The following is a 13,962-nucleotide window of genomic DNA, read 5'->3' on the forward strand; positions in this document are numbered from 1 at the left end:
TGTGATTATTCCTGAACTAGCAGAGAATTAACAATAAGGTAATTTTCCCACAATCAGGAGCAGTCTGCAGCGATGACTCAAATGCCCCCTCAATGCAACAATCTGCAAGAGCAAGTTGACTCTTTACTGCAACTGCTGCGTCAGGAATCTTCTTTGCGACAACAAGATATCACGGCGGTACAAGCTTCTCTGAAAAAGGCAATTTCTCCTGAGTTTGAAATTGTGTTTGCTGGCGCTTTCAGTGCGGGAAAATCTATGTTAATTAATGCTTTGTTGGAGCGGGAATTGCTCTACAGTGCAGAAGGACACGCAACAGGTACGGAATGTTATATCGCCTTTGCTGAGCCGGAAAAAGAGCGCGTAGTTCTCACTTTTTTGAGCGAGTTTGAGATTAGCCAGCAAGCTTCTGTGCTTTGCCATCAGTTAGGTTTAGCTACTGAACTTAATATTAATCAAACAGATGTAGTGTCGCTGTTGTCTCAGGGATGTAACATAATTATTGAAACGGAAGGCGGCGAAAATAAATCGGAACTAGCCAAAAAAGCTAAGGCTTTGATGCTGCTGTTAGAAGGTTTTGAGGCGAATCGCGATCGCATCCAAACTCTCGAAAACGCTACCTATTCGATGGAACAGTTTAACTTTTCCAATCTCAAGGAAGCTGCTAGTTATGCCCGTCGCGGTAGCAACAGTGCTGTACTCAAGCGAGTAGAATATTACTGTTATCATCCCTTGCTACAAGATGGCAATATTATTATCGACACGCCGGGAATTGATGCGCCGGTGCAGCGAGATGCAGAATTGACTTATGATAAGATTGAAAGCCCCGATACTTCGGCGGTTGTCTGCGTTTTGAAAGCAGCTTCGTCTGGGGAAATGACGACGGAAGAAACCGAGTTGATGGAAAAGACACGGGGAAATCCGGGAATTCGCGATCGACTGTTTTACATTTTCAACCGCATCGACGAAACTTGGTACAACACGCAACTGCGACAGCGGTTAGAAAATCTGATTAATTCTGACTTTCGCGATACTGCGAGAGTTTACAAAACTAGCGGATTGTTGGGATTTTACGGGAGTTTGATTCGAGGGACAACAGGGCGCGATCGCTTTGGTTTAAATACAATCTTTGCCAGCAGTCAAGGGCGAGTTTCTGGAGATGATAAATTAGATTCAGAGTTTCTCGGTAATAGTGAAGAAACACCGCAATTTGTCAGCGAGTTTAACCGATACTGTGCAAATTCTGGCAAGCTATCTCCGAGCAAATTTCGCATTTCAGTTAACAGCTACGAAACCCCCAATGAAAACTACGTGCGGATTCTGGCAGAGCAAGGACAACCATTAATTGGTCAATTGATTCAAGATAGCGGTATCGAAGATTTTCGCACAGCCATCACCCGTTACCTCACCGAAGAAAAACGCCCGCAACTGTTCAAAAATCTAGCTGACGATTTAGAAGACTTGTGCATTCAACTGCGGAAACATTACCAAACAATTCAGCGGAATTTGGACAGCCAGCCCCGCGAAATTGAAGCAATGAAAGCACAGGAACTTTTGCGGCTAAATCAAGAGTTGCAGCAAGTCGGACAGGATTTTCGGGAACATATCGCCGAAGAAGTCAATGAAATGATTATGAACAGATGCGATATTTTCGATATAGACTTTCGGCAACTGCAATCTCGGATGATCCGCCGCTTGGATGAATTATTAGATGGATTTTCTGTTGAGGCTGCTTACGGACGCACTTTGCGGAATCATCCCCGCAATGCGACAGCACCTTTAATTGCTGTTTTAGTTGAGGCACTTTACTATTTAGCGAATCAGTTGGAAGATATTTTAGTAGAGGCTACTAAGTCACTGGTTGATAATTATTTTCAGTATTTGAAAGATAGCGTTCGCAAGTCAGAATACTATCGATTACTTTATCGGTTGTTGGGGAACGACGGGGGAATTGAACAGCAGTTAGAGGAGTTATCAAAGCGGGTTTCGGATGCTTTGGTAAATGCGGCGGGCGTTGAGTGCGATCGCTACGTGCGAGAAAGTCCCCGTTTTTACGACGAAGGCACATTTTCGATTTATCAATTCCGGGAAACAGTGCAGCAAACATCCCAAGGTTTCGACTGCGAAAACATGGTGGATGCCCAACCGGCAATTCGGCAATTATTGCGGCTGGATTTTGAGCCTAAAGTATCTAGAACTATTCGGCAAACTTTCCGTCAAACTGTCAACCAAACGCTGAAAGAGCATTTGTTGCCGCTGGCCCAAAAGCAAGCTGATGATATTTTGCAGAAATACAGTCAAGCCCGCGATTATTTGGAGCAAACTTTGGCACAGGAGGCTGAGGAAAAGATTGCTGGGAATCTGCGGCGGCAAGCTGAAAACGAGCAGAAAATTCAAGAGTACGATCGGGCAGTTTCTGGGATTAATAGTTGTTTGCAGGCGATGAAGTTGCACGAGCATTTGTTGCCTGTAATTGGACAAAATGATGGTGGTTCGGTGGATGGTGAATGATTGAAAGGCGGGCGAATTCTATTCGCCCGGTTTCTTTATTCTGTTTATTGTGTTATAATAGCCAACAAAGAGCGACTTTAATCCTATGAACATTCGCCAAAAACTTTTAACAATAATCGAACAACTTCCAGAGGATAAGTTAGAAATACTTCTGAACCTAGCCCTCTTCTTTAAAAGTGGGAAAGAATCTGTTCAACCGATGCTTGTATCCCAAGCTTATCAAGATTGGCTGAGTGCGGAAAATGACATTTATGACGAAATATTTGCCGACTGAGCTATCAAACATCCGCGTTAATTCGCGTTCATCTGCGGTTAAAACTCATTACCAAAAAACCTATTAGGTTAGATATCAATATGGAAGATAAATTTGATTTTCACAACTGCGGTAATGAGGATGCTTTATCTTTCGGTAACGCAATGCTTAAAGTAGAAAAGCTCAAGGAAACAGTAAATAGAGTTTTGCCTGAGTATGGGTTAGGAGAGACACTCAATAAGTCGTTAATCGAACAGCAACTAACTATCGAGGTAAATTTTGATAATAACCGAAAGCGTTTTTCATATGATAAATGGTTTGGTCAAGGTATAGATTGTGAAATTCTCAGAGTGGGTGCTCAGGGCTGGAAGAAAGGAAAGATTAAGCTCAAACTCAATGTCACTATAGAGTTTTGCCCCGACGAACCCGAAGTCGAAGAAACACCAGAAAACAACGAGTCAGAAACTAGCAAACCAGAATCTCCCCTGGACGATTTGCGCCGCCAACTTCTCAATCAAGAAAACTCACCCAGTTAATTCATCAAACATCCGCGTTAATTCGCGTTCATCTGCGGTTAAAAATCATCATGTCTAAAACCCCAAGAATTCCCATTCCCCCCGAAGTCAGAAAATACGTATTCGATCGCAATAAATACCAATGCCAAAGCTGCGGCCAAACCAAACTAGAAACCCAACTGACGATCGATCATATCATCCCCTTAGCCCGCGGCGGCAGCAACGACATCAGCAACTTGCAAACCCTCTGCGGCACCTGCAACCAAAAGAAAACAGACAAATTAGACCCGCGCTTCAGGCGACACTTTGACCTTTGATATTTAACAGTATAATAAAATCAGCAATTTAAGCTTGAAATTGCTAATCTCTGTTCGATCGCACTTTTAATCCCTAGCTCGGATAACTGCAATGCTGACAAAAACAGTTGACGTGCAAGAAGCACAGACAAATTTAAAAGAGTTATTATCTCTAGCACTTAAAGGCATAGAGGTTGTTCTCACAGAAGGCGGCATTCCCCTTGTCCGTTTAGCGCCGATCGCCTCCCCAACTAAGCAGCGTACAGCAGGATTGCACGCAGGAGCAATCTGGACAAGTAATGATTTTGATGAACCGTTATCAGACGAATTTGGGACAGGGAATCTATGAAACTACAGCTGGATACTCATACATTATTCCTTCTTCCTTCCATCCGTTACATCTCACATCTTGCACCATTGTCAAGAACCCGCAAGTAATTGAGAATGGTGCAACATCTCAGTTACATCCGTGGAGCGAATCCGTTGCTAAACTTCCTTATTCCTACCATCTATAATACCGATAAGGATCGTCCCCATACTCAAAATCCGTTTTGTAATCCCAGTGATAAAACTCCCGACTCGAACCGTTAAACACAGAACCATCCGCCTTAAAACTCGCCCCTAAATTAGCCAAAATCTGAGCATTTGCCCTGGTTTGCCGCCAGCGAGTAAAACGCAAATAAGTCTTAGTATCAGCATTCAAACTGTCCGGTTCAATCTGAGAAAAAATCGCCACACCCTTGCCCACTTTTACCCGACTTAACAAACCGTCAGCACCGATTTCTCCGCCAGACTTAATCAACCAAGTATCATAAAAAGAGCGCGATCGCAAATCTGAGGCGCTAACCCCCTTCACCTCATCCCAACTCGGAACCGCCAGCGAACCACCAAAATCCTGCGCTTGCTGCAAACCCACGCCCAAACCCGCAGCAGGCACTTGACGCGGCAAGAAAAACGCCTTCCCACCAGCATTCAAATAACCGCGCAAATCTGCATCTTTCAGATTCGCTTCTCTCCCCACAATGACCAAACCAACATCATTAGAAAGCGAACTAGCGCGCTGATAAATTACCCCCAAACTGTCCAACTTTTGGGCATCCTCATCTCCCCCAATTAAAACCACTTGATCCGGCTTTCCAACCACCGGAGAATTTATGCCGTAACTCACAATTTGTTGCACTAACTGCGCCGCCCCAGCATCTACAGAATAATGGTCTTCCAAATCCAACTCGTTTAAAATCAGGCGCCCTTTTCCGTAATCCAATTCCATCAGCGGCGAATAAGCTAAATCAAACTCAGATTCCAAAATGGGACGCCAACCGCTGCGGTGCGGTTTCTCAATTGAAGCGCTACTGACACCGCCACGATTTCCCCAACGCCAGCCGTACCAAGGTTTATTTGCCGGACTCAAATTAGGGCCAGTTTTGATCGTATCTGGATAAGCTTCAACCAGCGTGCTTTCCCCAACCCAATCCCGCAAATCTTCACTGTCTAAACCGCTAATTGCCGGATGGTTGCTGTCAACTGGATAAGCGCGGCGGCTGACGTGGGCAGCAACCCGGAAACCCGTATTTTGCAGCCATTCCCTGCGCTGAGGAAACACAATTGCTTTGCCACCGTTTCGGACAAAACTTTCTAAACTTCCCGGCAAGTTTTCCCCGCTAGAAAACGCTTCCCTACCAATAATTAATAGCGATGAAACTTGCGAACCATTCCACGGTACAAGCTGATAACCTAATTGTTTTAACATAGCCGATGTTTTGCCCGCTGGATCGAAGATTGTCAGCGTATCTTTGATGTTAGATTGTTTGGGAAAAACCCGGAAAGCAAATGTATCAGAATGCGATCGCTCGCCCACCCGTGCAGTCAAGCGTATTTCGCCGTCAGCCTTGCTAGAAATGGTATTTGGCAAATTTACGTCTATTGGGAAAAACAGCGTGGCTGCCGGAGCAATTATCCCTTTGTTATCGCCTTTTTTTACTTCTTTCCCCCCCACCAAAACCCGCCAATCCAACGAAAATTCTTGCGCCGCCCGCGAATCGTTAATTAACACTACTTGCTTTGCCAGTTTTCCGCCCACCAACAAATTGTGATCTTTCGCAGTAAAAACCGGGCTAGCACCAGCAATCCAAGCCAAAGTCGAGCTATTATTATTCATAATTGCCTCGCCCCCAGGATGAACAGTGTAAGCTTCGGGCTGCAAATAATTCAAAAGATTATTCGAGACTTGCTTCAAATAAACTCCCCGGCGCCCCGGTTGAAATGCCCAAATATCTACCTTTTTTTTGCCAGCTTCCGAAACTTCCCAACCATGTCCGTCATTCCAAGGAATCATCCCCCCAGACATTCCAAAAGTCCGCCAACTCCGCCAAGTATTTGTACTGAATAACTGCTGCAACTTTTGAAAAGCTGGTGCAAAATCCAACTCTTTTTTTAAATGCCAGTTTTGATACTCCTGACCCTTGACAAACTGCTCCCGAATTTTAGATTTATAAGCCGCCGTTTCCAACTCGTAAGCCTGCTTGCCCAAATAAATTGCCGTAAACTCAGTCATCCAAGGTTCGCTGACAATCGCCTGACCGAAACCTTTGCGGGCCCGCATCATCGTTGCGTGCAGAGGAGTCCCAAACTCGACTGCCATGTAGGGCCTTTCGCCGGTTTTACTCCACTCAGAAATCCACTCTTCCCGTTCTTGCAAGGGAATTATATTTAAATAAGAATTCAGCGCATAAACATCGCCGAAGTGTGCGCCTTGGTGTACCATCACAGGCCTGGTTGGGTCGGCCGATTTAATCGCAGCTATAGCGTCATTTCCTAGGGGAGTGTTGACCCGCAAACGCTGGTTTTCGGAGGGACTGAGAGTTCCTTCTACTTTGCTTTTGCCGATGCGACGGGGATTTAGGTCGTCAGCGTTGCCGAAAAAATTAGGACTTGTCGCCCACATTAATACTGATGGATGATTGCGGTAGCGACGCATTTCAGTCACCATTCGGTCTTTCCAGCGGTTTTTCCAGAGGGGATTCTTCCACTTGCCGTTCCAAGCGATAGGACTAATGTCTAAAGCGGGAGCCATAATGGGAAAACCTTTGAGGTCTGCTCTTTCGGAAAATAACTCTCGGAAGTGCCACTTACCCCGTTCGTCGTGATTCCAAGGCCACATTTCTGTTATGTTAAAACCGGCTTTGACGTAGCTGTCAATTAGGCTATCAGCAACTTCTAATGTCCCGCCTTGCCAAGTATCCGAGTGCAAGATTGGTCGCAGCCGAAATTTAGTTCCGTTTAAGAAAAATTCGCGCCCTTCTATCCAAAATTCGCGGAAGCCAAAAGGTTGGTGGTATTGCGTGTCTATGCCGCTGCCTTTTACTTCTAATTGCAGGGTGTAAAGGTTTGGTTGCCCGACATCCCAAAGACGGGGATTTGGCCAATTCCACTGAACTTGTAGGGTTTGAATGGGTTTAGCTTGAACCTTGGCATTTGCGGTGAATTTTTGTTGTACTTTGCCTTTTTCGTCGAGCATTTCCGCGATTAATTCAACTTGACCGTTTTGGGCAACGTCTTTGAGTTCTACATCTAATTTAACTTGCTTTTTTCGGGTGGAAGTTTGGACGAATACGTCGCTAATCAGCGGGCCGGGGGGAAGGCTCAGAAGTCGTACCTCGCCGATAATTCCCCGCGATTGCAAGTTGGCTTTTTCTGTGTAGATTTCTGTGGGGCCCATGATGACGGCTTTTTCCTTTTCATCGGATACTGCCACCACTAAAATAGATAGGGTGTTTTGACCTGGTTTTGCTACTTTGGTAATTTCAATAGTGCCGTAGGGCCAGGGGATTTCACCGCAGCTAATGTCGTTGACAAAGATGACTGCATCGGTGCTGACTCTGGCTAAGTCGAGAAAAATTCGGCGGTTTGTCCAGTCGCCGGGAATGTCTATATTTCTCTGATACCAAGCTTTTGATAGTTGTTTACTGTTGAAGTTTTCCCAATCTTTGCCGCTGCCGCGAGTGATGATTCCGGGTACGGATTCGTTGTTTTCTTTTTGCCAGTCTCCGGGTACTTGGATGGAACCCCAATTTGGGGAGACGGGGGGGTTTTGGGGGTTGCCAACTGCGGGGACAAATTGCCAAGTTCCGTTGAGATAGATTTGGGATCGTTTGTTGTCGATCGCCCCGGCGGCCAGCGTGGTAAGATTGGGGAAGCCGATCGATATCGCTGAGTTGCTGGCGAAGTTGGGATTTTGCAGCGCGTAACCGACGAATCCAAAGAGGGTGGCCGCTGCGAAAAATAACCCGATAATTTTTGCCAGCTTGTGATTCACTCGCTTATTGCTCCTAGAAATTAGATTATCTAATTTTTCCCTGAATCTTATGATAGCAGTTGATTCAGCAGAAATCCCCCTGCCAATCTGTCTCTGGGAAGATGGCAGAGGACCGACAAATGTGGTTTTGTATAGAGAAAATAAATACTTAGTTTTAACTAAGTTTTAACCAGGTTGTTTCATCGACATCAGCAATAGTGCGATCGCGCCATCGCTACAGGTCAACAAAAATGAGCGAGTTTGAGGTCTTGCCCTTACCCATTAAATCTTACAGTATTGCTACATTTAGTGCCGGCACCGCTTTACTGCTGACAACTCTGTTACTGTTTTCCTTCCAGGCAGCTCCTGCAATATTACTTTTGGCCGCTGCAATGGTTAGCGCTTGGTATGCTGGCTTAAAGTCCGCAGCACAAGAACTAGAAATAGAACGTAATATTATTTCCAAAGTAATTGACACGACGGCTTGCTTAATTGTAGTTCTCGACAGCCAAGGACGGATTGTCCGCTTTAACCAAGCTTGCGAAAAAACTACAGGCTACTCGACAGAAGAAGTAATCAATAAATATGTGTGGGATTTGTTCTTAATCCCCGAAGAAATAGCTCCAGTTAAAACTGTTTTTACCAAGCTAAAAGTCGAAAATTATAACAGCGAATATCAAAACTATTGGCGTACTAAAAACGGCGAGAAGCGCTTAATTTATTGGTCGAATACTGTGACGACAGATGGCGAGGGGGTGGTAGAATATGTGATAGCAACTGGCATTGATATTACTGAGCGCAAAGAAGCAGAAATAGCCCTAGCTTTATCCTACACTAAGCTAGAAAGCCGCGTCAAACAACGCACAGCAGAACTAACAGTAGCTAAAGAAGCGCTGCAAGCTCAAGAAGAACGATTTCGCTGTTTAAGTTCCTGTTCGCCTGTCGGCATTTTTATGGCAGATTTTGAGGGGCGCTACACCTATGCAAACCCTCGCTGTCAGGCTATTTGCGGCTTAAGTTTGACACAACTTTTAGGAGACGGTTGGGAGAATTGCATTCACCCGGAAGACAGCGATCGCGTGTTGAGCCGATGGCTGGATTATACTCGGCAAGGTGGGGAATATGCGATCGAGTATCGCCTGCAAACACCACAGGGGATTGTGCGCTGGATTAACGTTTGTTCCTCGCCGATGTACTCGGACTCCGGCGAACTCATCGGATACGTGGGCACGGTGAGAGATGTCACGGAAAGACAACAAGCGCAAGCAGCATTGGCAAGCAGCGAACAGCAACTGAGAAGGCTGCTAGAAAATACGCCAGACATCATTATCCGCGCTGACAAAGAACAGCGTTATATTTATGTCAATCAAGCAGTTGAAAGAAGCCAAGGAAAACCGCTTTCATTCTTCCTGGGTAAAACCTGTCAAGAAATAGGAATGTCGCCAGAAATGTGCCAGATGTGGGATGAAACCCTGCACAAAGTGTTAGAAACAGGTCAAGAAGAAATTGTCGAATTTCAGGCTTTCTCAACTAACGGCATCCGAAGTTACCAATCCCGCGTAGTTCCAGAATTGGACAAAAATGGCGTACCAGAATCGGCCTTAATTGTCGCCCGCGATATCACAGAAATAAAACTTGCAGAAACTCAAAGATTGCAGTTAACAATCGAGCAAACAGCAAGGGAAAAAGCGGAAATAGAACAGCAGCGCTCGGCATTTTTAGCAGAAGTCAGCAAAATGCTGGCTGATGCGTTTGACGGGGAAACGGTGCTGCAAAAGGTAGCAGAATTAGCAATAAATTCGATCGCCGACGGGTGCTGCATTCATTTGACCGAAACCGACTCAAAAGTGCGTCGAGTCGCTGCGGCTCACGCAGAAGCCTCTATAGTTGATACTCTGAATAACTTGAGAATCAGAAGTTTGAGCGCCGACAATGCTGTTAACGGCTATCCGCTGGTAATCCGCAGCGGGAAATCCGAACTAATTACCGAAGTGGATGAGGAGATTCTAGCAGCAGGAGCGGAAAATTCCGCAGAAATGGAAATATTGCGATCGCTCAATATCGGATCTCACGCTTGCGTACCGCTGAAAGCCCGCGGGCGAGTAATGGGTTCCATCACTTGCTTTACGTCAAAGTTTGGCCGCCGCTACAGTGCAGAAGACTTGGCAATGCTAGAAGATTTAGCATATCGCGTGGCGATCGCCCTAGACAACGCCAGACTTTACACAGAAGCGCAGGAAGCACTATCTCAAACTTCGCAATCCTTTGCCTTAATTGATTCGCTATTAGAAGCATCTCCCTTAGCAATTTGCTTTCTCGATATCGAAATGCGCTTCATCCGTATCAATCAAGTTTTAGCCGAACTCCACGGTTTGCCCGCAGAACAGCATATTGGTAAAGACTTCCGGGAATTGTTGCCAGAATGCGCCGCCCAATTCGCCCCAATAATTCAGCAAGTCTTAGAAACTGGTCAGCCTGTTTTAAACCTAGAAATTAGCGGCGAACCTCCGGGAAAAGCGGGAGACTTTGGCTACTGGCTCGCCAACTACTACCCAGTGAAAAATGAAAGAGAAGAAATAATCGGAGTCGGCCTAATTATCACAGATATTACCGCAGCCAAACAAACCGAATTAGCTTTGCGGGAAAGCGAAATGCGCTGCCGCAGCGTGGTAGAATCTAACATGATGGGCATCGGTTTCTGGGATGCCAGCGGCGAAGTTAGGGACGCTAACGACGCCTTGCTGGAAATGATCGGATATACGAGAGAAGAATTAGTTTCGGGACAGATTCGCTGGAACGAATTTACGGCGCCGGAATATCTAGAACTAGATCGCATCGCCCTCGCGCAAGTCGCAGCATCAGGAAGTTGCGCGCCTTATGAAAAAGAATTGATCCGCAAAAACAGCACGCGCTTCCCCGTTTTAGTCGGCGGCGGAAGCTTCCAAGGATGCACAGACAAAGGAGCATTCTTCGTACTCGATATCACCGATCGCAAACAAGCTCAAAACCAACTTCGAGAAAACGAAATACGCATTCGCCGCCAACTAGCAGAACTCGACTTAGTTTACAACACAACACCAGTCGGGCTGTGCTTTCTCGATACCAATTTGCGCTACATCCGCATGAACCAATGCCTTGCTGCGATCAACGGCCGCGCGATCGCAGATCACATCGGGCGCACCCTCAGAGAAGTGATTCCCGAAATTGCCGATATGGTAGAGCCGATTTACCGCCAAGTGCTGGCGACGCAAACCCCCGTACTCGACTTGGAAATTAAGGCCGAAACCAAGCAACAGCCGGGAGTTTTGCGGGATTGGCAAATCAGCTTTTACCCAGTAAGCGATGAATCAGGAACACTGCTGGGAGTTAGCACGGTGGTTGCCGAAATCACCGATCGCAAACAAGCAAAACGGGTAATGCAGCAAAGCGAAGCGATATTCCGGCGGCTGTTCGAGTCAAATATTTTCGGAGTCGCGATCGGCGATTTTAGCGGCCGCATCGCCTACGCCAACCAATCCCTGCTCAACATGGTCGGCTACACCCGCTCAGACCTGCTCTCCGGTCAAATGCGGTGGGACATTATGACCCCCCCCGAATACCTGCACCTAGATGCCCAGGCGGCGCAAGAACTGCGGGCTAAGGGAGTCGCAACTCCTTTCAAGAAAGAGTACATCCGCAAAGATGGCAGCCGCGTGCCGGTTCTGATCGGCGGAACCACTCTGTGCCCGGACGATCGCGAACCAGAGACGCTCGTCGCATTCTACATCGACTTGACTGAGATATCGCGGGTGGAAGCAGAACTGAAACACAATCAAGAACGGCTGCAAATCGCTCAGCAAGCAGGGAAAATCGGAACTTTTGAATGGAACATCCAAACCGGCGAGATCGCGTGTACGCGGGAGTTAGAGGCTTTGTACGGGCTGCCGGCCGGTGGTATCGACAGCTATCAAAGTTGGGTGGAAATGCTGCATCCAGACGATCGCGCTTTGACTCAACAGCAGGTAAAAGCTGCGGCGGTGTCCGGGGAGGAATTAAACATAGAGTTTCGCATTTGCCGCCCGGACAAAAGCGTGGGCTGGATTGCTTGCAGGGCGAAGGTGTTTCAGGACGATCGGGGTTTGCCTGCGCGGATGATCGGGGTGAACGTCGATATCAGCGATCGCAAACAAGCAGAAGCCGCGCGATCTCACATCCATCAAACTTTAGAAGCCTTGATTCAGGCTTGTCCCCTAGCAATTACCGTTTTGGACTGCGACGACGGGACTGTGAAAATGTGGAACCCAGCCGCCGAGAGGATTTTTGGCTGGCATGAATCAGAAGCGGTAGGTCAATTTGTGCCCTGCGTTCCCGCAGACAAGCGGGAGGAATTCACCGCTAATTTGAAAAAAATTCGCGAAGGACACGCGATCGCCGGCATGGAAACCCACCGCCAAAGGAAAGACGGCAGCTCGATCGACATCAGTTTGTGGGCAACTCCAGTCCGCGACAGCAACGGCAACATCAACTGTATGTCGATCGTCGCCGACATCAGCGATCGCAAGCAAGTCGAGGCCCAACGCGCTCAGTTGCTCGATCGCGAACAGGCCGCGCGGGCGGAAGCAGAAGCGATCAGCCGCCGGAAAGACGAGTTTCTAGACTCTCTTTCCCACGAATTGCGAACGCCTATAAATGTGATTCAGGGGTGGGCACAGATCCTGCGCGGCCACCCGTACAACCAAGATAAATTAGCTTCGGGTTTGGAAGCCATCGAGCGTCAGTCGAAGGTGCAGATCCAGCTAGTGGAAGATTTGCTCGACGTTTCCCGGATTATTCAAGGCAAGCTGGCCCTGAAACCCGGCTGGTTCTACATGGTAAGGACGATCGAGGCGGCTCATAATTCAGTTCGTTCGGCAGCCGAAACCAAGTCTATCACCGTTTCGTTAGAACTTGACCCCGCAGTCGGCTTGATGTGGGGCGACGCCCAGAGGTTGCAGCAGGTAGTGTGGAATTTGCTGATTAACGCCGTGAAGTTTACGCCTTCGGGGGGAAATGTCGAACTGCGCTTGTCTGCGGTGGCTGTTAGCGATTCCTCATCACCCAATTACGTGCAAATTACTGTCAGCGATACCGGAAAGGGCATTCCTGCTGATTTTCTGCCCTACGTGTTCGATCGCTTCCGACAAGCAGACGCCTCGAAAACTAAGGCTGAGGGCGGTTTGGGACTGGGATTGGCGATCGTTGAGCATTTGGTGCAACTTCACGGGGGCACTGTGACTGCGGAAAGTCCCGGTAAAGACCAGGGTGCGACATTTACGGTGACACTGCCATTCAAACAGCCTCGTAGTAAGCAGCCGCAGTTGAGAGGAGAAAGGAAATTCCATCCAACGCCTGCGGGTATTTTGGCTGGTTTAAAGGTGTTGGTAGTTGACGACGAACCCGACAACCGCGAGTTTTTGATGGTTGCCCTCGAACAGTGCGGGGCGACTGCGACGGCGGTTGCTTCGGCTGCGGAGGCGATCGACATTTTACAGCAGTCGCCGCCGGATATTTTAGTCAGCGATATCGGTATGCCCGTTGAGGACGGCTACTCGCTGATCCGCAAAGTGCGATCGTCCGCATCAGACCAAATCAAGCGCTTGCCGGCCGTGGCACTAACAGCTTATGCTAGCGAAGAAGACCGCGATCGGGCGATCGCCACTGGTTACAACGAACACTTAACAAAGCCGATCGAACCCGCTCTCTTAGCCACCGTTTTAGCCAAGTTAACAAATTTGCATTAGGGCGATCGGGTTCGATGAACGCACAAATAAGATCGTTTCTGTTTGATGCGGATTTGTATGATGTTAAATCTTGTAGGGGTGGGTTCACCAATAATAATTGCCCATAATCTACAATCTTATAAACCCGCCACCGCTGGCTTTTTATTAACAACATGATGACCGATACACACAAAGCAATTAGAAAACTTATCACAGTTTTTGCCAGTAAAAATGAATCAAATTTCCAACAGCTAGAAACAGAACTAACAGAAGCAAATTTTCCCATCCGCGTCCAATCTTCGCTAGTAGTTGGCTGTATTGAACCGGGCGGCAATTTTCCAAGTTTTTAGGGCGCGCC

The 13,962-nt window shown here is 47.3% G+C and carries 8 protein-coding genes; 7 read left to right on the top strand and 1 reads right to left on the bottom strand.

From position 1 onward, the window contains the following. Positions 1–72: 72 nt before the first annotated feature. From QUA23_RS15840 to QUA23_RS15860, 5 genes are all read left to right on the top strand, one after another. On the top strand, positions 73–2,508 hold the full coding sequence (locus tag QUA23_RS15840; RefSeq protein ID WP_333077192.1) for a dynamin-like GTPase family protein: 2,436 nt from the start codon (positions 73–75) through the stop codon (positions 2,506–2,508). Between the two features lie 85 nt (positions 2,509–2,593). Then, the gene (locus QUA23_RS15845; protein ID WP_333077193.1) at positions 2,594–2,782 is read left to right on the top strand and encodes a hypothetical protein; all 189 of its coding nucleotides are present in this window, start codon (positions 2,594–2,596) and stop codon (positions 2,780–2,782) included. An 80-nt stretch (positions 2,783–2,862) separates the two neighbouring features. After that, the gene (locus QUA23_RS15850) at positions 2,863–3,297 is read left to right on the top strand and encodes a KGK domain-containing protein (protein WP_333077194.1); all 435 of its coding nucleotides are present in this window, start codon (positions 2,863–2,865) and stop codon (positions 3,295–3,297) included. Between the two features lie 50 nt (positions 3,298–3,347). Next, complete coding sequence (locus tag QUA23_RS15855; protein WP_190745880.1) at positions 3,348–3,593, top strand: HNH endonuclease; 246 nt, start codon at positions 3,348–3,350, stop codon at positions 3,591–3,593. Between the two features lie 91 nt (positions 3,594–3,684). Continuing rightward, the gene (locus tag QUA23_RS15860; protein ID WP_333077196.1) at positions 3,685–3,921 is read left to right on the top strand and encodes a toxin-antitoxin (TA) system antitoxin; all 237 of its coding nucleotides are present in this window, start codon (positions 3,685–3,687) and stop codon (positions 3,919–3,921) included. 153 nt (positions 3,922–4,074) lie between these two features. Here QUA23_RS15860 and QUA23_RS15865 read toward each other — a convergent pair whose 3' ends face one another. Next, a complete protein-coding gene (locus tag QUA23_RS15865) occupies positions 4,075–7,887 on the bottom strand; it encodes a glycoside hydrolase family 2 TIM barrel-domain containing protein (RefSeq protein WP_333077197.1) in 3,813 nt (1,270 codons plus the stop codon). Between the two features lie 230 nt (positions 7,888–8,117). Here QUA23_RS15865 and QUA23_RS15870 point away from each other — a divergent pair, with 230 nt between their 5' ends. After that, positions 8,118–13,625, top strand: a complete 5,508-nt coding sequence (locus QUA23_RS15870; RefSeq protein WP_333077199.1) for a PAS domain S-box protein — start codon at positions 8,118–8,120, stop codon at positions 13,623–13,625. A gap of 152 nt (positions 13,626–13,777) precedes the next feature. Continuing rightward, complete coding sequence (locus QUA23_RS15875; RefSeq protein WP_333077200.1) at positions 13,778–13,954, top strand: hypothetical protein; 177 nt, start codon at positions 13,778–13,780, stop codon at positions 13,952–13,954. The last annotated feature ends 8 nt before the right edge of the window (positions 13,955–13,962 follow it).

The organism is Microcoleus sp. Pol1C5 (genome assembly GCF_036701115.1).
Lineage (GTDB): Bacteria > Cyanobacteriota > Cyanobacteriia > Cyanobacteriales > Microcoleaceae > Microcoleus.

Bases quoted from the DNA above. Each gene is read 5' to 3' on its own strand.
- QUA23_RS15840 (WP_333077192.1), top strand. From the start codon at position 73: ATGACTCAAATGCCCCCTCAATGCAACAATCTGCAAGAGCAAGTTGAC.
- QUA23_RS15845 (WP_333077193.1), top strand. From the start codon at position 2,594: ATGAACATTCGCCAAAAACTTTTAACAATAATCGAACAACTTCCAGAG.
- QUA23_RS15850 (WP_333077194.1), top strand. From the start codon at position 2,863: ATGGAAGATAAATTTGATTTTCACAACTGCGGTAATGAGGATGCTTTA.
- QUA23_RS15855 (WP_190745880.1), top strand. From the start codon at position 3,348: ATGTCTAAAACCCCAAGAATTCCCATTCCCCCCGAAGTCAGAAAATAC.
- QUA23_RS15860 (WP_333077196.1), top strand. From the start codon at position 3,685: ATGCTGACAAAAACAGTTGACGTGCAAGAAGCACAGACAAATTTAAAA.
- QUA23_RS15870 (WP_333077199.1), top strand. From the start codon at position 8,118: ATGAGCGAGTTTGAGGTCTTGCCCTTACCCATTAAATCTTACAGTATT.
- QUA23_RS15875 (WP_333077200.1), top strand. From the start codon at position 13,778: ATGATGACCGATACACACAAAGCAATTAGAAAACTTATCACAGTTTTT.